The sequence below is a fragment of the Streptomyces sp. NPDC041200 genome (genome assembly GCF_055591805.1).
In genome coordinates this window covers 1-20,142 of record NZ_JBVIZF010000003.1, presented here as the reverse complement: position 1 = coordinate 20,142, position 20,142 = coordinate 1, and the positions used below count along the sequence as shown (strand labels likewise).

19 protein-coding genes are annotated in these 20,142 nt (G+C 71.3%); 16 read left to right on the top strand and 3 right to left on the bottom strand.

Translation table 11 applies throughout. From position 1 onward, the window contains the following. The first annotated feature begins 295 nt into the window (after positions 1-295). The 14 genes from hisI to ACZ6CL_RS09640 all read left to right on the top strand — a co-directional run bounded on the left by hisI (position 296) and on the right by ACZ6CL_RS09640 (position 16,251). Positions 296-661 carry a phosphoribosyl-AMP cyclohydrolase gene (gene hisI, locus ACZ6CL_RS09705; protein WP_361485476.1) on the top strand — a complete coding sequence of 122 codons (366 nt, stop codon included), beginning with the start codon at positions 296-298 and terminating at the stop codon, positions 659-661. Between the two features lie 63 nt (positions 662-724). Next, entirely contained in the window at positions 725-2,215 is a 1,491-nt protein-coding gene (locus ACZ6CL_RS09700; RefSeq protein ID WP_468935156.1) for an anthranilate synthase component I, read from the top strand. A 104-nt stretch (positions 2,216-2,319) separates the two neighbouring features. After that, on the top strand, positions 2,320-2,997 hold the full coding sequence (locus ACZ6CL_RS09695; RefSeq protein ID WP_468933421.1) for a TIGR02234 family membrane protein: 678 nt from the start codon (positions 2,320-2,322) through the stop codon (positions 2,995-2,997). A gap of 123 nt (positions 2,998-3,120) precedes the next feature. Continuing rightward, positions 3,121-3,360 carry an HGxxPAAW family protein gene (locus ACZ6CL_RS09690; RefSeq protein WP_468933418.1) on the top strand — a complete coding sequence of 80 codons (240 nt, stop codon included), beginning with the start codon at positions 3,121-3,123 and terminating at the stop codon, positions 3,358-3,360. A gap of 118 nt (positions 3,361-3,478) precedes the next feature. Then, a complete protein-coding gene (locus ACZ6CL_RS09685; RefSeq protein WP_468933415.1) occupies positions 3,479-3,895 on the top strand; it encodes a DUF2752 domain-containing protein in 417 nt (138 codons plus the stop codon). A 136-nt stretch (positions 3,896-4,031) separates the two neighbouring features. Further along, positions 4,032-4,841 (top strand): indole-3-glycerol phosphate synthase TrpC, encoded by an 810-nt coding sequence (trpC, locus tag ACZ6CL_RS09680; protein WP_468933413.1) that lies wholly within the window; start codon positions 4,032-4,034, stop codon positions 4,839-4,841. A 7-nt stretch (positions 4,842-4,848) separates the two neighbouring features. After that, positions 4,849-4,986, top strand: coding sequence for a tryptophan biosynthesis modulator TrpM (gene trpM / locus ACZ6CL_RS09675; RefSeq protein ID WP_468933410.1), 138 nt, complete (start codon positions 4,849-4,851; stop codon positions 4,984-4,986). Positions 4,987-5,127: 141 nt separating this feature from the next. After that, positions 5,128-6,363 (top strand): tryptophan synthase subunit beta, encoded by a 1,236-nt coding sequence (gene trpB, locus ACZ6CL_RS09670; RefSeq protein WP_468933408.1) that lies wholly within the window; start codon positions 5,128-5,130, stop codon positions 6,361-6,363. Beyond that, on the top strand, positions 6,363-7,178 hold the full coding sequence (gene trpA, locus ACZ6CL_RS09665; protein WP_468933407.1) for a tryptophan synthase subunit alpha: 816 nt from the start codon (positions 6,363-6,365) through the stop codon (positions 7,176-7,178). Before trpB ends, trpA begins: the two co-directional genes overlap by 1 nt. A 56-nt stretch (positions 7,179-7,234) precedes the next feature. Then, on the top strand, positions 7,235-8,011 hold the full coding sequence (locus ACZ6CL_RS09660) for a DsbA family protein (RefSeq protein WP_468933405.1): 777 nt from the start codon (positions 7,235-7,237) through the stop codon (positions 8,009-8,011). Between the two features lie 71 nt (positions 8,012-8,082). Then, positions 8,083-9,042 (top strand): prolipoprotein diacylglyceryl transferase, encoded by a 960-nt coding sequence (gene lgt / locus ACZ6CL_RS09655; RefSeq protein ID WP_468933402.1) that lies wholly within the window; start codon positions 8,083-8,085, stop codon positions 9,040-9,042. 177 nt (positions 9,043-9,219) lie between these two features. Then, positions 9,220-9,951: a VIT1/CCC1 transporter family protein gene (locus ACZ6CL_RS09650; RefSeq protein ID WP_468933400.1), complete on the top strand. Its 732-nt coding sequence runs from the start codon at positions 9,220-9,222 to the stop codon at positions 9,949-9,951. Positions 9,952-10,253: 302 nt separating this feature from the next. Further along, positions 10,254-14,798: a glutamate synthase large subunit gene (gltB, locus tag ACZ6CL_RS09645; protein WP_468933398.1), complete on the top strand. Its 4,545-nt coding sequence runs from the start codon at positions 10,254-10,256 to the stop codon at positions 14,796-14,798. After that, complete coding sequence (locus ACZ6CL_RS09640; protein WP_468933396.1) at positions 14,791-16,251, top strand: glutamate synthase subunit beta; 1,461 nt, start codon at positions 14,791-14,793, stop codon at positions 16,249-16,251. Before gltB ends, ACZ6CL_RS09640 begins: the two co-directional genes overlap by 8 nt. A 226-nt stretch (positions 16,252-16,477) precedes the next feature. Here ACZ6CL_RS09640 and ACZ6CL_RS09635 read toward each other — a convergent pair whose 3' ends face one another. Continuing rightward, entirely contained in the window at positions 16,478-16,957 is a 480-nt protein-coding gene (locus tag ACZ6CL_RS09635) for a PPOX class F420-dependent oxidoreductase (protein WP_468933394.1), read from the bottom strand. A 60-nt stretch (positions 16,958-17,017) separates the two neighbouring features. Next, positions 17,018-17,857, bottom strand: coding sequence for a hypothetical protein (locus ACZ6CL_RS09630; RefSeq protein ID WP_468935155.1), 840 nt, complete (start codon positions 17,855-17,857; stop codon positions 17,018-17,020). Between the two features lie 219 nt (positions 17,858-18,076). On the opposite strand from ACZ6CL_RS09630, the gene ACZ6CL_RS09625 reads away from it, so the two are divergent. Next, on the top strand, positions 18,077-18,874 hold the full coding sequence (locus tag ACZ6CL_RS09625) for a S1 family peptidase (RefSeq protein WP_468933392.1): 798 nt from the start codon (positions 18,077-18,079) through the stop codon (positions 18,872-18,874). Positions 18,875-18,976: 102 nt separating this feature from the next. Here ACZ6CL_RS09625 and ACZ6CL_RS09620 read toward each other — a convergent pair whose 3' ends face one another. Continuing rightward, positions 18,977-19,354: a VOC family protein gene (locus ACZ6CL_RS09620; RefSeq protein ID WP_468933391.1), complete on the bottom strand. Its 378-nt coding sequence runs from the start codon at positions 19,352-19,354 to the stop codon at positions 18,977-18,979. 368 nt (positions 19,355-19,722) lie between these two features. On the opposite strand from ACZ6CL_RS09620, the gene ACZ6CL_RS09615 reads away from it, so the two are divergent. Continuing rightward, positions 19,723-20,082 (top strand): chorismate mutase, encoded by a 360-nt coding sequence (locus ACZ6CL_RS09615; RefSeq protein WP_468933389.1) that lies wholly within the window; start codon positions 19,723-19,725, stop codon positions 20,080-20,082. The last annotated feature ends 60 nt before the right edge of the window (positions 20,083-20,142 follow it).

The following is a 20,142-nucleotide window of genomic DNA, read 5'->3' as shown; positions in this document are numbered from 1 at the left end:
GGCGGGCGGACCGGGCTGTCCCTGTCCCTGTCCCGCCGGGGCCGGGTCGAGGGACGGCGGCGGCCCGAAGCCTTGCCGCGGTGCTTCTCGCGGTTCCTGCTGTGACTGCTGTGGTTCCTGCTGCGGCTGCGGCGGTGGACCAAACCCCCCACCGTTTCCCGGCCGGTTGTGGTCATGCGACGGCGGCGGAAACGTCATGCCCGAAGCATGCCCCATCGGCCCGACGATCCGACCATCGGGCCCAGCCATTTCAGCAGGGCAAAGGATCACTCACCGGGACGTGCAGAATGGTCGCATGACCGGCTCCGATCGTCCCTCCGCCCTCGACCCGGCCATCGCCGCCCGCCTCAAGCGCGGCGCCGACGGCCTCGTCCCCGCCATCGCCCAGCAGTACGACACCGGCGAGGTGCTGATGCTCGGCTGGATGGACGACGAGGCGCTGCACCGCACCCTCACCACCGGCCGCTGCACCTACTGGAGCCGCAGCCGCCGGGAGTACTGGGTCAAGGGCGACACCTCGGGCCACATCCAGCTGGTCAAGTCCGTCGCGCTCGACTGCGACGGCGACACCGTGCTCGTCCGGGTCGACCAGACCGGTGCCGCCTGCCACACCGGCGACCGCACCTGCTTCGACGCCGACGTCCTTCCCCTGGGCGAGTAGCCCCACCGCCGGACCCAAGATCGCCCGCTAGGCTCCCCACCCATGACCCAGGACGCTGCCACGATGGACCTCGAGACCTTCCGCAAGCTGGCGGCCGACCGCCGCGTCATCCCCGTCACCCGCAAGCTGCTGGCGGACGGCGACACCCCGGTGGGCCTCTACCGCAAACTCGCGGCCGAGCGCCCCGGTACGTTCCTGCTGGAATCCGCCGAGAACGGCCGCTCCTGGTCCCGCTACTCGTTCGTCGGCGTCCGCAGCGCCGCCACCCTCACCGAGCGCGACGGCCGCACCCACTGGCTGGGCACCCCGCCCGTCGGAGTCCCCACCGAGGGCGACCCGCTCGCTGCCCTGCGCGCCACCGTGGAGACCCTGCACACCCCGCGTGACCTGGGCGGCCTCGTCCAGCTGCCGCCCTTCACCGGCGGTATGGTCGGCTACCTCGGCTACGACGTCGTCCGCCGTCTGGAGAAGGTCGGCGAGCACGGGCGGGACGATCTGCGGCTCCCCGAGCTGACCATGCTGCTCACCTCGGACCTCGCCGTCCTCGACCACTGGGACGGCACCGTGCTGCTGATCGCCAACGCGATCAACCACAACGACCTCGACACGGGTGTCGACGAGGCGTACGCGGACGCCGTGGCCCGGCTCGACGCGATGGCCGCCGACCTCGTACGTCCCGTCCCCACCGACCCCACCGCGCTGCCCGCCTCCGAGGTGCCCGAGTACACCGCGCTCTGGGGCGGTCCGGACTTCATGACGGCCGTCGACGACATCAAGGAGCGCATCCGCGCGGGCGAGGCCTTCCAGGTCGTCCCCTCGCAGCGCTTCGAGACGCCCTGTTCGGCCAGCGCGCTCGACGTCTACCGGGTCCTGCGGGCCACCAACCCGAGCCCCTATATGTACCTCTTCCGCTTCGACGGCTTCGACGTGGTCGGCTCCAGCCCCGAGGCGCTGGTCAAGGTCGAGGACGGCAGCGCCATGCTGCACCCCATCGCGGGTACCCGGCCCCGCGGCGCCACCCCGCAGGAGGACGCCGCCCTCGCCGAGGAGCTGATGGCCGACCCCAAGGAGCGGGCCGAGCACCTGATGCTCGTCGACCTCGGCCGCAACGACCTGGGGCGGGTCTGCGAGCCCGGCAGCGTCGAGGTGGTCGACTTCATGTCGGTCGAGCGCTACAGCCATGTCATGCACATCGTCTCCACCGTCACCGGCAAGCTCGCGGAGGGGCGCACCGCCTTCGACGTCCTCACCGCCTGCTTCCCCGCGGGCACCCTCTCCGGCGCCCCCAAGCCGCGCGCGCTGCAGATCATCGAGGAGCTGGAGCCGAGCCGCCGCGGGCTGTACGGCGGCTGCGTCGGCTACCTCGACTTCGCGGGCGACTCCGACACCGCCATCGCCATCCGGACCGCGCTGCTGCGCGAGGGTACGGCCTACGTCCAGGCCGGAGCGGGGGTCGTCGCCGACTCCGACCCGGTGGCCGAGGACGCGGAGTGCCGCAACAAGGCGGCGGCGGTCCTGCGCGCGGTGCACTCGGCGAACCGCCTGGGACGTTAGCGCGGTGCGCTCGGCGAACCGCCCGGGGCGTTAGCGGGGCGGCCGCTGGGGTCCCGGGTGGCCCTCGGGCGGGCGGCTGTTCGGCGTGGGGGATAGTGGTAGGCGTGAGTGCAGCAGCCGTACCCCCGCCCCGGGCCGAGAACGAGCCCTCCGCCCCCGCCGTCTCCGCTCCGCGCGGCCGCCGAGCGGCACGCGGCAGCCTCGCCGTCGCGCTGCTGTGCGGTGCGCTCGGCGCGGCGCTCGTCCTGCTCGCCACCAGCCGCAAATGGGCCGAGGGCACGGCCAGCGTCGCCCAGGGCTCCCTGCCGCAGAGCGCCAACGGCGACGACATCACCGGGCTGCCCGGCGCCCTCGCCGTCGTCGGCCTCGCCGCGCTCGTGGCCGTCTTCGCCGTACGCCGCGTCGGCCGCGTCGTCGTCTCCCTGCTGCTCGCCCTCAGCGGTACGGGCATCGCCGTCAGCGCCGCGCTCGGGGCCTCCGACAAGGCGGCGCTCAAGGAGAAGGCGTCCAAGGTGACCGGCGTGACGGGCAGCGCCATCCACGACGTGTCGTACACCCCCTGGCCATGGGTCGCCCTGGCGGGCGGTGTGCTGCTGCTGTGCGCGGGTCTGCTCGCGCTGGCGTACGGGCGCCACTGGCCCGCCATGTCCGGGCGCTACGAGCGCCCCGGGGCCGAGGGCCGGGGCGCCGGGCGCCGCACCCCCGCGGCGCCCGACCCGGACCGCCCCGACGAGCTGTGGAAGGCCCTGGACCGGGGCGAGGACCCGACGGTTTCGCGGTAGACGCGGGGCAGGTGCCGGGGAGGTACCCCCGCTCAAGGGCGCTTCGGGCATCGGGGACAATGGCGTGGGAGCTTCGCCCCGCGCGCCGGGACCAGGCGCTGTGTAGAGCTACGAGGAGAATTCATGTCCAACGCCCACGGGCACACCCCGGCCGCCTGGACCGGTGTCACCATCGCCTTCATCGGCTTCTGCGTCGCCGGAGCGTTCACCGTGCTGGCCAACCCGCTCGGCTTCTGGGCGGGCATGGTCATCGCTCTCCTCGGCGGTGTCGTCACGATGGCCATGCGCGCGGCCGGGCTCGGCAGCCCGAAGGCCAAGCCGCTGCGGATGGTGGGCGAGAAGCAGGTGCAGACCCAGGAGTGAGTCAGCGAGGCGCGGCGCGGGGCCGGTGCCGGTGACCCGTACGGGGCGATGATCCGTACGGGCCAGTGGGCACGGCCCTGAGCTGCGCCTTCGTGGTTTCCCGGGGAGACTCGGCGATGTGGTCCTGTCATCCGCGGCACGTCGGCTCCTCGGTCCCCTGGCCGTGCTCATCGGCGTCGTCGCCGCCTTCGGGTACGTCGGTGCCGTCGATCCCCATCAGCCCGGCCACTACCCCGTCTGCCCGCTGTTCCGGCTGACCGGGCTGTACTGCCCCGGCTGCGGCGGGCTGCGCAGCGCCCACGCGGTGGCGCACGGCCAGCTGCTGCGGGCCCTGGGGGACAACGCGCTGGTCGTGGTGTGCGGAGGCGTGTTCTGTGTGGCGTGGGCGGTGTGGTGTGTCCGGGCCCTCGGGCGGCCGTGGCCCGCGGGGCGGGGAGCCGGGTGGCAGGCGTGGCACGGCTGGGTGATCGGGGGTGCCGTCCTCGTCTTCACCGTCGTCCGGAATTTCCCCTTCGGGGGACTACTGGCTCCCTGATCGTTGTTGTGCGAGACATGGCGTTCGACCACGTGGTGGGACGTGACGTCAACCGGATGCAAGACCTCGGTGCTTTGACAGCTACCATCGCATTCGACCAGAAGCTCCATCCCCGTCCCGGAAGGGGGCCGCTCGCGTGAGTGTGCTCGACGAGATCATCGACGGTGTCCGTGCCGACCTCGCGGAGCGGCAGGCGCGCGTCACCCTCGACGAGCTCAAGGAGCGGGCGGCCAAGGCCCAGCCGGCGAAGGACGGCGTGGCGGCGCTCAAGGGTGACAGCGTCAAGGTGATCTGCGAGGTCAAGCGGTCCAGCCCGTCCAAGGGCGCGCTCGCCGCGATCGCCGACCCGGCCGCCCTCGCCGCCGACTACGAGGCGGGCGGCGCGTCCCTCATCAGCGTGCTCACCGAGCAGCGGCGCTTCGGCGGCTCGCTGGCCGACCTGGAGGCCGTCCGGGCCAAGGTCGACATCCCGGTGCTGCGCAAGGACTTCATCGTCACCTCCTACCAGCTGTGGGAGGCGCGGGCGTACGGCGCCGACGTGGTGCTGCTGATCGTGGCCGCCCTGCCGCAGGAGGCGCTGGTCTCGCTGATCGAGCGGGCCGAGTCGATCGGGCTGACCCCGCTGGTCGAGGTGCACGACGAGGAAGAGGCCGAGCGGGCCGTGGCCGCCGGAGCGCGGCTGATCGGCGTCAACGCGCGGAACCTGAAGACGCTTGAGGTGGACCGGGGGAACTTCGCGCGGGTCGCGCCGGAGATCCCGGACCACATCGTCAAGATCGCGGAGTCAGGTGTGCGCGGGCCGCATGACCTGATCGCCTACGCGAACGACGGTGCCGACGCGGTGCTGGTCGGGGAGTCCCTGGTGACGGGGCGCGACCCGAAGGGCGCGGTCGCCGATCTGGTGGCGGCCGGTGCGCATCCGGCGCTGCGGCACGGGCGGGACTGACCGGATCATGGACGTCTGCGCGCGCCTGGCGCGGGGGTGCCGCCCCCGGGGATGCCGCGCACCCGCACGGCGGGTGCGCGGGCGTCGCGTGCGCTACCACATCGGATGCGAGCCGGGGCAGGTCAACGGGCGCCGATGGCGCTGACGGTGGGCTATCGCTGGGTGCGCCGCGTGCGCTGACGGCGCGTTGTCGCGTGCGTCGGCGGTGCGATGTGCCCACTTGTCTCGTCAGCGGCCACCGACCGGTGGTGCGTTCCGTTCATCACGACTTCGCGGAGTACGTCTGATGTCCTCTGATTTCTTCATTCCGGACCCCGAGGGTCAGGTCCCCAGTATCGAGGGGTATTTCGGTGCGTTCGGCGGCAAGTTCATCCCCGAGGCGCTCGTCGCCGCGGTCGATGAGGTCGCCGCGGAGTACGCCAAGGCCAAGGCCGATCCCGCCTTCGCGGCCGAGCTTGAGGACCTGCTGGTCAACTACACCGGGCGGCCCAGCGCCCTGACCGAGGTGCCGCGGTTCGCCGAGCACGCCGGGGGCGCGCGGATCTTCCTGAAGCGGGAGGACCTCAACCACACGGGGTCCCACAAGATCAACAACGTGCTCGGGCAGGCCCTGCTCACCAAGCGGATGGGCAAGACCCGGGTCATCGCCGAGACCGGCGCGGGTCAGCACGGCGTCGCCACGGCGACCGCGTGTGCGCTGTTCGGGCTCGAGTGCACGATCTACATGGGCGAGGTCGACACCCAGCGGCAGGCGCTCAACGTGGCGCGGATGCGGATGCTGGGCGCCGAGGTCATCGCCGTGAAGTCCGGCAGCCGCACCTTGAAGGACGCCATCAACGAGGCGTTCCGTGACTGGGTCGCCAATGTGGACCGCACGCACTACCTGTTCGGCACGGTGGCCGGGCCGCATCCGTTCCCGGCGCTGGTGCGGGACTTCCACCGGGTGATCGGCGTGGAGGCGCGGCGGCAGATCCTGGAGCGGACCGGGCGCCTGCCGGACGCGGTGGCGGCGTGCGTGGGGGGAGGGTCCAATGCCATTGGGCTGTTCCACGCGTTCCTGGGGGACGAGGCCGTGCGCATCGTGGGGTTCGAGCCCGCGGGGCACGGGGTGGAGTCCGGGGAGCACGCGGCGACGCTGAGCCACGGCGAGCCCGGGATCCTGCACGGCTCGCGCTCGTACGTGCTGCAGGACGAGGAAGGCCAGATCACCGAGCCGTACTCGATCTCGGCCGGGCTGGACTACCCCGGGGTCGGGCCGGAGCACGCGTACCTCAAGGACACCGGGCGGGCCGAGTACCGGGCCGTCACGGACGACGAGGCGATGCGGGCGCTGCGGCTGCTGTCGCAGACCGAGGGGATCATCCCGGCGATCGAGAGCGCGCACGCGCTGGCCGGGGCGCTGGACCTCGGGCGGGAGCTGGGCACCGACGGACTGATCGTGGTGAATCTGTCCGGGCGTGGTGACAAGGACATGGACACGGCGGCTCGGTACTTCGGGCTCTACGACGAGGGAGCCAAGTGATGGCCGGAAATCTGGAGCTGCTGGGGTCCGTACTGGCCAAGGCCAAGGACGAGGGGCGCTCGGCGCTCGTCGGCTATCTGCCCGCCGGTTTCCCGAGCGTGGACGGCGGGGTCGCGGCGATGACGGCCATGATCGAGGGCGGCTGTGACGTCGTCGAGGTCGGGCTGCCGCACAGCGACCCGGTGCTGGACGGGCCGGTGATCCAGACCGCGGACGACATCGCCTTGCGGGGCGGGGTCCGCATCCGCGATGTGATCCGGACGGTGGGGGAGGTGCACACGGCGACCGGTGCGCCGATCCTGTGCATGACCTACTGGAACCCCGTCGACCGGTACGGCGTCGAGCGGTTCGCCGCCGAGCTGGCCGCGGCCGGGGGCGCCGGGTGCATCCTGCCGGATCTTCCGGTCGAGGAGTCCGAGGTGTGGCGGAAGGCCGCCGAGCAGCACGGGCTGGCCACGGTCTTCGTGGTCGCGCCGAGCAGCCAGGACGAGCGGCTGGCGAAGATCACGGCGGTGGGCAGCGGTTTCGTCTACGCCGCGTCGTTGATGGGCGTCACCGGAACGAGGGAATCGGTGGGACAGGAGGCGCGCGAGCTGGTCACGCGCACCCGTGCGACCACCGAGCTGCCGGTGTGCGTGGGGCTCGGGGTGTCGAACGCCGCGCAGGCGGCCGAGGTCGCCCAGTTCGCGGACGGGGTCATCGTCGGGTCGGCCTTTGTGAAGCGGCTGCTGGACGCCGAGACCCCGGAGGCCGGGCTGGAGGGCGTGCGCCGGCTGGCGGGTGAGCTGGCGGAGGGCGTTCGCGTCGCTCGTTAGAGGGAATACGGGGCGGAGGGGCTGAGCGGTGCCCCTCCGCCTCGTTAGGCGAGGGCGTGAGCCAGAAAAACCGTGAGGGAAAGCGCAGCGCCCGGGAGCGACTGCGGGAAGAGCGCGAGAAGGACAGGGCGCGCGGCAAGCGGAAGCGGACGCTGGGCATGGCCGGGGCGGTGGTCGCCGTCCTCGCGGTCGCCGGTGGCGTGGGCGTGTTCGCGACCAAGGTGAACCAGGACTCGGGCAAGTCCGGCAGCTCCGTCGAACCGCCGCGGGGCGCGACGGGGAAGGGCGATCTGGTCATCCCGGCCGGCAGGCGCGGCGCCCCGGCCACGCTGACCGTGTACGAGGACTTCCGCTGCCCCGGCTGCAAGCAGTTCGAGGACGTCTTCCACCGGACCGTGAACCAGCTGGAGGACCGCGGCCGGATGCGGGTGGAATACCACCTCGTCGCCATCATCGACGGCAACCTGGGCGGCACCGGCTCGGTGCGCGCGGCGAACGCGGCCGCGTGTGCCCAGGACGCGGGGAAGTTCCGGGCGTACCACGACGTGCTGTTCCGGAACCAGCCGGCGGAGACCCGGGACGCGTACGCGAAGAACGCCAAGCTGGTCCGGCTGGCCGGCAAGGTGCCCGGGCTGAACACGGCGGCTTTCCGGAAGTGCGTCGAGGACGGGCGCCACGACGGGTGGGTCAGGAAGTCGCACACCGACTTCAACCGTTCCGGTTTCGCCTCGACCCCGACCGTGCTGCTCGACGGCAAGTCGATCTACGGTCCGGACACCCCGCTGTCGAACAACAAGCTGAAGCGTCTGGTCGCGGCGGCGGCGAGGGGCTGAGACCCGTTATCCACACGTTGTGCCGGGCAGTTGCCGCATCCGCCGCCCGGCACGGTAGCGTCGACCCTGTCATGGAACTCGCTTACATTCCCAGCCCGTCGTCCGGCGTGATCTACCTCGGTCCGATCCCGCTCCGCGGCTACGCGTTCTGCATCATCATCGGCGTCTTCGCTGCCGTCTGGCTCGGTGGGCGGCGCTGGGTCGCCCGCGGCGGCCAGGTCGGCACCGTTGCCGACATCGCCGTGTGGGCGGTGCCCTTCGGCCTGGTGGGAGGGCGGCTCTACCACGTCATCACCGACTACCAGCTGTACTTCACGGACGGCCAGAACTGGGTCGACGCCTTCAAGATCTGGCAAGGCGGCCTGGGGATCTGGGGTGCCGTGGCGCTGGGCGCGCTGGGTGCCTGGATCGGCTGCCGCCGCCGGGGGATCCCGCTCCCGGCGTACGCGGACGCCATCGCCCCCGGCATCGCCCTGGCCCAGGCGATCGGCCGCTGGGGGAACTGGTTCAACCAGGAGCTGTACGGCAAGGCGACCACGCTGCCGTGGGGCCTGAAGATCGACGCCGACCCCGACACCGGGCGCGTGGCCGGTACGTACCACCCGACGTTCCTCTACGAGTCGCTGTGGTGCGTCGGCGTGGCGCTGCTGGTGATCTGGGCGGACCGCCGCTTCAAGCTGGGCCATGGCCGGGCGTTTGCCCTCTATGTGGCCGCGTACACCGTGGGCCGCTTCTGGATCGAGTACCTGCGGGTGGACGACGCCCACCACATCCTGGGCCTGCGGCTCAACGACTGGACGTCGATCGTCGTCTTCCTGGCCGCGGTGGCGTACCTGGTGATCTCCGCGAAGAAGGCTCCCGGCCGGGAAGAGGTCGTCGAGCCCGTGGCGGCGGAGGACGGCCCCGCGGTGGAGGACGGCCCCGCCGCGGAGACTGCCAAGGACGAGGACGGCAGCGAGGACGGCAGCGAGGCGAAGGCTCCCGCCGAGGCGAAGGCCTCGGCCGAACCGGAGGCGACCAAGAAACCCTGACGCGTACGCCGAAGAGGCCGCCGGAACCATCGAGTTTCGGCGGCCTCTCTGCGTCTTCGCAGGTCAGAAGGGTAAGTTCGGCCTTCCTTGCTGGCGGGACAGGGGGTCGCGTGTCTACCTTCGAGTCATTGGGGTGCGGGCGGCAGGTCCGCGCCCGCGAAGGGAGCACGTACTCACATGTCCGTCATCGACACCATCGAGTCACCGCACATCGCACACCGCGACAACCACACCCATCGCGATGTGAACGGCGGCTGGCTGCGCCCGGCCGTCTTCGGGGCCATGGACGGGCTGGTCTCCAACCTGGCGCTGATGACCGGCGTCGCGGGCGGGGCCGTGGACCGGCAGACCATCGTGATCACCGGGCTGGCGGGGCTTGCCGCCGGCGCGTTCTCGATGGCGGCCGGTGAGTACACCTCCGTCGCCTCCCAGCGTGAGCTGGTCGAGGCCGAGCTGGAGGTCGAGCGGCGTGAGCTGAGCAAGCATCCGGCGGACGAGCTGGCGGAGCTGGCGGCCCTGTACGAGTCGCGGGGCGTGAAGCCGCAGCTGGCCCGCGAGGTGGCGGCGCAGCTGTCGAAGGATCCGGAACAGGCGCTGGAGATACACGCCCGCGAGGAGCTGGGCATCGACCCGGACGATCTGCCGTCGCCGCTGGTCGCCGCGGTGTCGTCGTTCGGCTCGTTCGCCCTGGGCGCGCTGCTGCCGGTGCTGCCGTATCTGCTGGGCGCGGTGGCGCTGTGGCCCGCGGTGTTGCTGGCGCTGCTGGGGCTGTTCGCCTGCGGTGCGGTGGTGGCCCGGGTGACGGCCCGGCCCTGGTGGTTCAGCGGGCTGCGGCAGCTGGCGCTGGGCGGGGCGGCGGCGGGTGTGACCTACGCCCTGGGCACCCTGTTCGGTACGGCCGTAGGCTGACCTCTCCCGCGACCTCTCATACGAGTAACCGCATAACTACGCTGTTACTCGGCGGTTTCGATCCCTTTACCAGCGGGCATAAAGCCGAAGCGCTCGGGCAGTGTGGCCCGTCTCGCGCCGGGGCGACGGAGGCCGCTACGTCCCCATCGCCCGACTCGCCCCGTGCAGGGGTGTCCACATGGTGAAACGGAATATCCACTTCCCGAGAACCGACCCATCATGTAACCTGCACGAAATTCTCGCGGAGGGCCAACGTCGTCCCTCGGCACACGCAAAATGCCATGACGACGACGGGAGAGCCGATGCGTTCCGCATCCCACCCCGCCCGCCAGGGGATGTACGACCCGCGCAATGAGCACGACGCCTGTGGCGTCGGTTTCGTGGCGACCCTCACCGGCGAGGCCAGCCACCAGCTCGTTGAGCAGGCTCTCACCGTGCTACGGAACCTGGAGCACCGAGGCGCCACCGGCTCGGAGCCCGACTCGGGTGACGGCGCGGGCATTCTCGTACAGGTCCCGGACGCCTTCCTGCGGGACGTGACCGACTTCGACCTTCCCGAAGCCGGGTCGTATGCGGTGGGTATCGCGTTCCTCCCCGAGGGAGCGGACGACGCGGCCGCGGAGCACATCGAGCGGATCGCCGCCGAGGAGGAGCTGACCGTCCTCGGCTGGCGCGAGGTGCCGGTCGCCCCCCAGCTGCTGGGCAACGGCGCGCGCGCCACCATGCCCGCCTTCCGCCAGCTCTTCGTCGCGGACGGGACCAGCAGTGGGCTGGCGCTGGACCGCAAGGCGTTCGCGCTGCGCAAGCGCGCCGAGCGCGAGGCGGACGTGTACTTCCCGTCCCTGTCCTCCCGCACCGTGGTGTACAAGGGCATGCTGACCACCGGCCAGCTGGAGCCGTTCTTCCCGGATCTGTCCGACCGCCGTTTCGCCACGGCGATCGCGCTGGTCCACTCCCGGTTCTCCACGAACACCTTCCCGAGCTGGCCGCTGGCCCACCCGTACCGCTTCGTGGCCCACAACGGTGAGATCAACACCGTCCAGGGGAACCGCAACTGGATGCGGGCCCGCGAATCCCAGCTGGTCAGCGACCTCTTCGGGGACAAGGGCCTGGACCGGATCTTCCCGCTCTGCACCCCGGACGCCTCCGACTCCGCGACCTTCGACGAGGTCCTGGAGCTGCTGCACCTCGGCGGCCGCTCGCTGCCGCACTCGGTGCTGATGATGGTCCCCGAGGCGTGGGAGAACCACCCCTCGATGGACCCGGCCCGGCGCGCCTTCTACCAGTACCACTCCACGATGATGGAGCCCTGGGACGGCCCGGCCTGTGTCACCTTCACCGACGGCACCCAGGTCGGCGCCGTGCTGGACCGCAACGGTCTGCGCCCGGGGCGCTACTGGGTCACCGACGACGGGCTGGTCGTGCTGTCGTCCGAGGTCGGCGTCCTGGACATCGACCCGGGCAAGGTTGTCCGCAAGGGCCGTCTCCAGCCGGGCCGGATGTTCCTGGTGGACACCGCCGAGCACCGGATCATCGAAGACGACGAGATCAAGGCCGAGCTGGCCGCGGAGCAGCCGTACGGGGAGTGGCTGGAGGCCGGGCTGATCGACCTGGCCGACCTGCCCGAGCGCGAGCACATCGTGCACACCCACGCCTCGGTCACCCGTCGCCAGCAGACCTTCGGCTACACGGAGGAGGAGCTGCGGGTCCTGCTCGCGCCGATGGCCAAGGCCGGTGCCGAGCCGATCGGCTCGATGGGCACCGACTCGCCGATCGCCGCCCTCTCCGAGCGGCCGCGGCTGCTGTTCGACTACTTCACCCAGCTGTTCGCGCAGGTCACCAACCCGCCGCTGGACGCGATCCGCGAGGAGCTGGTCACCTCGCTGATCTCCTCGCTGGGCCCGCAGGGCAATCTGCTGGAGCCGACCGCGGCCTCCTGCCGCAGCGTCACCCTGCCCTTCCCGGTGATCGACAACGATGAGCTGGCCAAGCTCATCCACATCAACGCCGACGGCGACATGCCGGGTCTGACGGCCGCCAACCTGTCCGGTCTCTACCGGGTCAGTGGCGGCGGTGACGCGCTGGCCGCGCGGCTGGCGGAGATCTGCGCCGAGGCGGAATCCGCCATCGAGGACGGCGCCCGGCTGATCGTGCTCTCCGACCGGCACTCGGACGCCGAGCACGCGCCGATCCCCTCGCTGCTGCTCACCTCCGCCGTGCACCACCACCTCATCCGCACCAAGCAGCGCACCCAGGTGGGGCTGCTGGTCGAGGCGGGCGACGTGCGCGAGGTGCACCATGTCGCGCTGCTCATCGGCTACGGCGCCGCCGCCGTCAACCCGTACCTGGCGATGGAGTCGGTCGAGGACCTGGTCCGGGCCGGAACGTTCCTGCCGGGCATGGAGTCCGAGACCGCGATCAAGAACCTGATCAAGGCGCTCGGCAAGGGCGTCCTGAAGGTGATGTCCAAGATGGGCATCTCCACCGTGGCCTCCTACCGCGGCGCCCAGGTCTTCGAGGCCGTCGGTCTCGACGAGTCCTTCGTGGAGACCTACTTCCACGGCACCACCACCAAGATCGGCGGCGCGGGCCTGGACATCGTCGCCAAGGAGGTCGCCGCCCGGCACGCCAAGGCGTACCCGGCCACCGGCATCCCCTCCGCGCACCGCGCGCTGGACATCGGCGGCGAGTACCAGTGGCGCCGCGAGGGTGAGCCGCACCTGTTCGACCCGGAGACGGTCTTCCGGCTCCAGCACTCCACCCGCGCGCGCCGCTACGACATCTTCAAGAAGTACACCGAGCGGGTGAACGAGCAGTCCGAGCGGCTGATGACCCTGCGCGGCCTGTTCTCCTTCAAGGACGGCGACCGGCCCTCGATCCCGATCGAGGAGGTCGAGCCGGTCAGCGAGATCGTCAAGCGGTTCTCGACCGGCGCCATGTCGTACGGCTCCATCTCGCAGGAGGCGCACGAGACCCTGGCCATCGCCATGAACCAGCTGGGCGGCAAGTCCAACACCGGTGAGGGCGGCGAGGACTCCGACCGGCTGCACGACCCGGCGCGGCGCTCCTCCATCAAGCAGGTCGCCTCCGGCCGCTTCGGCGTGACCAGCGAATACCTGGTCAACTCCGATGACATCCAGATCAAGATGGCGCAGGGCGCCAAGCCCGGCGAGGGCGGCCAGCTGCCCGGCCACAAGGTGTACCCGTGGGTGGCCAAGACCCGGCACTCGACGCCCGGCGTCGGCCTGATCTCCCCGCCGCCGCACCACGACATCTACTCCATCGAAGACCTCGCCCAGCTGATCCACGACCTGAAGAACGCCAACCCCAAGGCGCGCATTCACGTCAAGCTGGTCTCCGAGGTCGGCGTCGGCACCGTCGCCGCGGGCGTCTCCAAGGCGCACGCCGATGTCGTACTGATCTCCGGCCACGACGGCGGCACCGGCGCCTCGCCGCTCACCTCGCTCAAGCACGCGGGCGGCCCCTGGGAGCTGGGCCTCGCCGAGACCCAGCAGACGCTGCTGCTCAACGGGCTGCGCGACCGCATCGTCGTGCAGACCGACGGCCAGCTGAAGACCGGCCGCGACGTGGTGATCGCCGCGCTGCTCGGTGCCGAGGAGTTCGGCTTCGCGACCGCGCCGCTGGTCGTCTCCGGCTGCGTGATGATGCGCGTGTGCCACCTGGACACCTGCCCGGTCGGCATCGCCACCCAGAACCCGGTGCTGCGCGAGCGCTACAACGGCCAGGCCGAGTTCGTGGTCAACTTCTTCCAGTTCATCGCCGAGGAGGTCCGCGAGCTCCTCGCCGAGCTGGGCTTCCGCACGCTGGACGAGGCCATCGGCCACGCCGAGCTGCTGGACACCAGCCAGGCCGTGCAGCACTGGAAGGCGCAGGGCCTGGACCTCGGCCCGCTGCTGTACGTCCCCGAGCTGCCGGACGGCGCCGTCCGCCACCAGGTGATCGAGCAGGACCACGGCCTGGCGAAGGCCCTGGACAACGAGCTGATCAAGCTCGCGGCGGACGCGCTGAACGCGGACTCCGCCGAGGCCGCCCAGCCGGTCCGCGCCCAGGTCGCCATCCGCAACATCAACCGGACCGTCGGCACCATGCTCGGTCACGAGGTGACGCGGAAGTTCGGCGGCGCGGGCCTGCCGGACGACACCATCGACATCACCTTCACCGGCTCGGCCGGCCAGTCCTTCGGCGCGTTCGCGCCCCGCGGCGTCACGCTGCGGCTGGAGGGCGACGCCAACGACTACGTCGGCAAGGGCCTGTCCGGCGGCCGCGTGATCGTCCGCCCGGACCGGGGCGCCGACCACCTCGCCGAGTACTCGACCATCGCGGGCAACACCCTCGCGTACGGCGCGACCGGCGGCGAGATGTATCTGCGTGGCAAGGTCGGCGAGCGGTTCTGCGTCCGCAACTCGGGCGCGACCGTGGTCTCCGAGGGCGTGGGCGACCACGGCTGCGAGTACATGACCGGCGGCCAGGCCATCGTCCTCGGCCCGACCGGGCGCAACTTCGCGGCCGGGATGTCCGGTGGCATCGCGTACGTCATCGACCTCGACCGGGACAACGTCAACGGCGCTCTCCTCGACGCCATCGGTGAGCTGGACGACACCGACAAGCAGGCGCTGCACGACGCTGTGCGCCGCCACCAGGAGGAGACCGGTTCCACCGTCGCGGCCGCGCTGCTCGCCGACTGGGACTCCGCGCTCGCCCGCTTCAGCAAGATCATCCCCGCTACGTACCAGGCCGTGCTCGCCGCCAAGGACGCCGCCGAGCGAGCCGGACTCTCCGAGTCCGAGACCCACGAGAAGATGATGGAGGCGGCGACCAATGGCTGACCCCAAGGGCTTCCTGACCACCGACCGTGAGGTGGCCAAGACCCGTCCGGTGGACGAGCGGGTCAAGGACTGGAACGAGGTCTACGTCCCCGGCTCCCTGCTGCCGATCATCAGCAAGCAGGCCGGCCGGTGCATGGACTGCGGCATTCCGTTCTGCCACAACGGCTGTCCGCTCGGAAACCTCATCCCCGAGTGGAACGACTACGCCTACCGCGAGGACTGGCGGGAGGCCAGCGAGCGGCTGCACGCGACCAACAACTTCCCGGAGTTCACCGGGCGGCTGTGCCCCGCCCCGTGCGAGTCCGCGTGTGTCCTCGGCATCAACCAGCCGGCGGTGACCATCAAGAACGTCGAGGTCACCATCATCGACAAGGCCTGGGACTCGGGTGACGTCACCCCGCAGCCGCCCGAGCGGCTCAGCGGCAAGACCGTCGCCGTCATCGGCTCGGGCCCGGCCGGGCTCGCCGCCGCCCAGCAGCTGACCCGCGCCGGACACACGGTCGCCGTCTACGAGCGGGCCGACCGCATCGGCGGGCTGCTGCGCTACGGCATCCCCGAGTTCAAGATGGAGAAGCGCCACATCAACCGCCGCATCGAGCAGATGCGCGCGGAGGGCACCAAGTTCCGCACCGAGACCGAGATCGGGCGCGACATCGACGCCGCCAAGCTGCGCAAGCGGTACGACGCGGTCGTCATCGCGGCCGGTGCCACCACCTCCCGTGACCTGCCCGCCCCGGGCCGCGAGCTGAACGGCATCCACTTCGCGATGGAGTACCTGCCGCTCGCCAACAAGGTGCAGGAGGGCGACCTGACCGCGCCCCCCATCACCGCCGAGGGCAAGCACGTCGTGGTGATCGGCGGCGGTGACACCGGCGCCGACTGCGTCGGCACCGCCCACCGGCAGGGCGCCGCCTCCGTCACCCAGCTGGAGATCATGCCCAAGCCGGGCGAGGAGCGCGCGCCGGGCCAGCCCTGGCCCACCTTCCCGATGCTCTACAAGGTCACCTCGGCCCACGAGGAGGGCGGCGAGCGGGTCTACTCCGTCTCCACCACCCACTTCGAGGGCGACGAGGACGGCAACGTCCAGTGGCTGCACCTGATCGAGGTGGAGTTCAAGGACGGCAAGCTGGAGCAGAAGCCGGGCACCGAGCGGAAGATCCCGGCCCAGCTGGTCACCCTGGCCATGGGCTTCACCGGAACCGACCGGGAAAACGGCCTCGTCGAGCAGTTCGGCCTGGAGCTGGACGAGCGCGGCAACGTCGCGCGCGACGCGGACTTCGCCACCAACGTGGACGGCGTCTTCGTCGCCGGTGACGCGGGCCGCGGTCAGTCGCTGATCGTCTGGGCCATCGCCGAGGGCCGCTCCGCGGCGCGCGGCGTGGACCGCTACCTGGCCGGGGCCAGTGCCCTGCCCGCGCCGATCCGCCCCACGGACCGGGCCCTCATGGTCTGACCTGCATTCACTGACGGTCCTCAAGTCTCCGCCCGTACAACGGCGTACGGACCGGCCGCGCGGCGCCTTCCCCCACCCGACCGGGGGAGGGCGCCGCGTGGCGTGTCCGGTCGACCGCCGCTGACTCGCCCCTGCGCGCCGAACTGGCCGCCTGGGCGGGGCGGACCGGGCCCGCGCCGCCGGACTCGACCGTGAGGAGTGACGGCGCTGATCGCCTCGGTACCGCTCAGCTTTCCGGGGAGTCCTCCACCAGCCGGGCGGGGAAGCCGCCGGTGGCGATCGGGCCCCAGCGCTCGGGTGTGACCCGGATCAGGGACTTGCCCTGCTTGCGCATGGCCGAGCGGTACTCGTCCCAGTCCGGGTGCTCACCGGCGATGTTCCGGTAGTACTCGACGAGCGGTTCGACCGAGTCGGGGGTGTCGATCACCTCGGCGGTGCCGTCGATCTGGACCCATGGGCCGTTCCACTCGTCGGACAGCACGATCAGGCTGACGGCCGTGTCGCGCTTGGCGTTGCGGACCTTGGCGCGCTCGGGATAGGTGGACATGACGATACGGCCCGAGTCGTCGACGCCGCAGGTCAGCGGGGAGGCCTGCGGGGAGCCGTCGGTCCGGCGGGTCATCAGGATGGCGCGGTGGCGCGGGCGGACGAACTCCAGCAGCTCGTCCAGGGCGACGCGGGTGTTGGTGGCGATGGAGGGGCTCATGCACGCGAGGGTACGACGTGGAGTGCGCTCGAACGCGGCCCCGTCCCGTCGGGGTCCCCGTCAGGTGTCGCACTCCAGGACCGTACGGCACAGTCCGCAGCGCGCCCGCAGCCTGCCGCGCACCGGCAGCCGGATGCGCTGACGGCACGTAGGGCAGGGGAACGACACGCTGAGCGGCGGACCGCTCTCGAAGACGTAATCGCCCCCGGTGGGGGAGGAGTGACCGGACTGGGCCGAACGGCGGTCCTTGGCGTACCGGCGGCGGCCGGTCCACCCGGCCGCGGCGAGCGGCGGCTGTCGTTCGTCGCGCTCGGCCAGCTCCAGACCCTTGGCGTATGCCTCGTACGCCTGCGGGCTGGTGAACCAGGGGGACGGGTCCTCGTCGAAGAGCCGGGCCCGCTTGGCGAGGACGTAGCCGAACTCCTCCGGCGTCAGGTAGCCCAGCTTCTGGCTGGTGACCGCGTCCTGGCGGTACGCGTCGAGCAGCAGCCAGCCGGTGCCGAGGTAGGCGGCGGTGGTGTCGGTGAGGATCTCGTTGTCGCGGGTGCCGGGGAAGGCCAGATCGAGCCGGTGCAGATAGACATGGGTGACCTCGTGGGCGAGGGCCGCCCCGATGTCGCGGCGGTGGGTCTTGAAGCGGGAGTTCAGCTCGATGAAGTACTCCGGCCCGGCGGCCAGCTCCACGTTCCCGGCGTGCCGCATCTCGCGGAAGCTCACGATCATCCGGGCGTCCGGCAGCCGCATGTGCTGCACCATCACCCGGGCCACCCGCTGGACGCCCAGGTGCAGGTCGTCCTGGTCGGAGAAGGCCACGTCGCCGGGGACGACGCTGAGCCCGAAGGTGTCCACCGTGTCGCGCGAGAGCCGCCGGTAGAGCGCGGTGAGCGAGGCCCGGACCATGTCCAGGTGCGGATAGCCGTGTTCGATGTCGCTGCCCGGTGCCGCCACGGGCCCACTGTACGGGCGGGGGCCGGGTGCGGGGGCGGGGCGCGCGGATGGCCGGAAAGCAACCCTTGTCAGCCTGTTCGCGGACTTCACATAATCACTGGGCATGACACAGGTCCCTGCGATTTGGCATGGGCCTGACATTTTGCACAACCCCCCACGAGAGGACTTCCGTTGCGCAACGCACTGAAGCACCTGAAGAGATCCGCGGCCCTCGGCGCCGCCGCCCTCGCCGCCTTCAGCCTCATGCCGGGCACCGCGACCGCCCAGCCCACCGGTCCCGAGCCCGGTCCCTCCGTCGTCGGCGGCACCCGCGCCGCCCAGGGTGAATTCCCCTTCATGGTCCGGCTCTCCATGGGCTGTGGCGGCGCGCTCTACACCAAGACCCTCGTGCTCACCGCCGCCCACTGTGTGAACGGCAGCGGCGCCAACACCTCCATCACCGCCACCGCGGGCGTCGTCGACCTCCAGAGCTCCAGCGCCACCAAGGTCAAGTCCACCCGTGTGCTGCAGGCCCCGGGCTACAACGGCACCGGCAAGGACTGGGCCCTCATCAAGCTCGCCCAGCCCATCAACCAGCCCACCCTGAAGATCGCCGAGACCACGGCGTACAACAAGGGCGACTTCACCGTCGCGGGCTGGGGCGCCGCCGTCGAGGGCGGCGGCCAGCAGCGCTACCTGCTCAAGGCCACCGTGCCGTTCGTCGACGACGCCACCTGCAAGTCGGCGTACAGCGAACTCGTCGCCGGTGAGGAGATCTGCGCCGGCAAGATGGCCCAGGGCGGCGTCGACACCTGCCAGGGCGACTCCGGCGGCCCGATGTTCCGCAAGGACGACGCCGGGCAGTGGATCCAGGTCGGCATCGTCAGCTGGGGCGAGGGCTGTGCCCGGCCCGGCAAGCCCGGTGTCTACACCGAGGTGAGCACCTTCGCCCAGAACATCAAGACCGCCGCGGCCCAGCTCGGCGGCTGATCCGGCACATCGCGGCAGAAACGAACGGGACCCGGCGCGGCAGTGCGCGCCGGGTCCGCGTCACGTCCGGCCGCCTACCTCTGGCCGCCTGGGTCCGGCCTCTTACATCTGGCCGTAGCAGATGCAGAACGGGTGCCCGGCCGGGTCGCTGAACACCCGGAACCCCGACCGCTCCCCGCGGCTGTCGTGCAGGAACGTCGCCCCCAGCGCGATCACCTCCTGCTGCGCCCGCTCCGCGTCCTCGATCGTCGGCACGTCGAAGTCCAGATGCATCTGCTGCGGATGAGCCGGGTCCGGCCAGCGCGGCGGCTGGTGGTCCGGCGCCAGCTGGAAGGCGATCCGCTGCCTGTCCGCCGAGGTGAGGGTCGCCCATTCCGGGTCGCTGTCATCCACCTCCCACCCCAGGACCGCGCCGTAGAAGGCGGCCAGCGCGGCCGGGTCCGGACAGTCGATGACGGTGCACTGAAGCGTCGCGATCATGCCGTGAGCTTAGGGGGTGTCGTGCCGATCATGCCGGGCTCCCGACGCCTGGCACGGCACCTCGCGGCCCCGCGCTCGTCGCACGCAGCGCCTCCCCCAGCTACCGCTGGGAGGTGCCCCCTGACGCCGCTCGCTGATCCGGCCTGACCGACAAGACACCCCCTATGACCGATCTCGGCGGCCGGTGCGGAAAATCCCGGAGTCCAAGGGAACCTCATTCCGCGTCTACGGCTCCTCCACGGTGGAGGCGCCGCAACCGGGGGCGGCCCTCCCCGGGAGACCGCCCCGTCCCCTTACCTAACCCCCCACCGGGGGCGGGGTGGTCCCGGAGCTTCGGCGGATGGCCCGCTGGCATAGGGTCGGGGGCCATGACGCACAGCGAGACCGACCCCGCCGACCGCCCCGGCCAGCCGGACCAGACCAGCACGACCGACGAGGCCGAGACCGCCGTACGCGCCGAGCTGGCCCGGCTGCGCGACAGCATCGACAACATCGACGCGGCCGTGGTCCACATGCTCGCCGAGCGCTTCAAGTGCACCCAGCAGGTCGGTCACCTCAAGGCCGCCCACAAGCTTCCCCCGGCCGACCCCGCCCGCGAATCCCGGCAGATCACCCGGCTGCGCGAACTGGCGGAAAGCGCCAAACTCGACCCCGCTTTCGCCGAGAAGCTGCTCAACTTCATCATCGCCGAGGTCATCCGGCACCACGAGACGATCGCGCGCTCCTGAGCCGACCCGCCGTCGACCCCGCCGGGGCGTGGGTGAGGGGCGCACCACCGGTGGTGCGCC

What these genes read in the sequence shown, in the direction of transcription:
- hisI (WP_361485476.1), top strand. Translation starts at nt 296, where the DNA reads ATGACCGGCTCCGATCGTCCCTCCGCCCTCGACCCGGCCATCGCCGCC.
- ACZ6CL_RS09700 (WP_468935156.1), top strand. Translation starts at nt 725, where the DNA reads ATGGACCTCGAGACCTTCCGCAAGCTGGCGGCCGACCGCCGCGTCATC.
- ACZ6CL_RS09690 (WP_468933418.1), top strand. Translation starts at nt 3,121, where the DNA reads ATGTCCAACGCCCACGGGCACACCCCGGCCGCCTGGACCGGTGTCACC.
- trpM (WP_468933410.1), top strand. Translation starts at nt 4,849, where the DNA reads ATGGACGTCTGCGCGCGCCTGGCGCGGGGGTGCCGCCCCCGGGGATGC.
- trpB (WP_468933408.1), top strand. Translation starts at nt 5,128, where the DNA reads ATGTCCTCTGATTTCTTCATTCCGGACCCCGAGGGTCAGGTCCCCAGT.
- trpA (WP_468933407.1), top strand. Translation starts at nt 6,363, where the DNA reads ATGGCCGGAAATCTGGAGCTGCTGGGGTCCGTACTGGCCAAGGCCAAG.
- lgt (WP_468933402.1), top strand. Translation starts at nt 8,083, where the DNA reads ATGGAACTCGCTTACATTCCCAGCCCGTCGTCCGGCGTGATCTACCTC.
- ACZ6CL_RS09650 (WP_468933400.1), top strand. Translation starts at nt 9,220, where the DNA reads ATGTCCGTCATCGACACCATCGAGTCACCGCACATCGCACACCGCGAC.
- gltB (WP_468933398.1), top strand. Translation starts at nt 10,254, where the DNA reads ATGCGTTCCGCATCCCACCCCGCCCGCCAGGGGATGTACGACCCGCGC.
- ACZ6CL_RS09640 (WP_468933396.1), top strand. Translation starts at nt 14,791, where the DNA reads ATGGCTGACCCCAAGGGCTTCCTGACCACCGACCGTGAGGTGGCCAAG.
- ACZ6CL_RS09635 (WP_468933394.1), bottom strand. Translation starts at nt 16,957, where the DNA reads ATGAGCCCCTCCATCGCCACCAACACCCGCGTCGCCCTGGACGAGCTG.
- ACZ6CL_RS09630 (WP_468935155.1), bottom strand. Translation starts at nt 17,857, where the DNA reads ATGGTCCGGGCCTCGCTCACCGCGCTCTACCGGCGGCTCTCGCGCGAC.
- ACZ6CL_RS09620 (WP_468933391.1), bottom strand. Translation starts at nt 19,354, where the DNA reads ATGATCGCGACGCTTCAGTGCACCGTCATCGACTGTCCGGACCCGGCC.
- ACZ6CL_RS09615 (WP_468933389.1), top strand. Translation starts at nt 19,723, where the DNA reads ATGACGCACAGCGAGACCGACCCCGCCGACCGCCCCGGCCAGCCGGAC.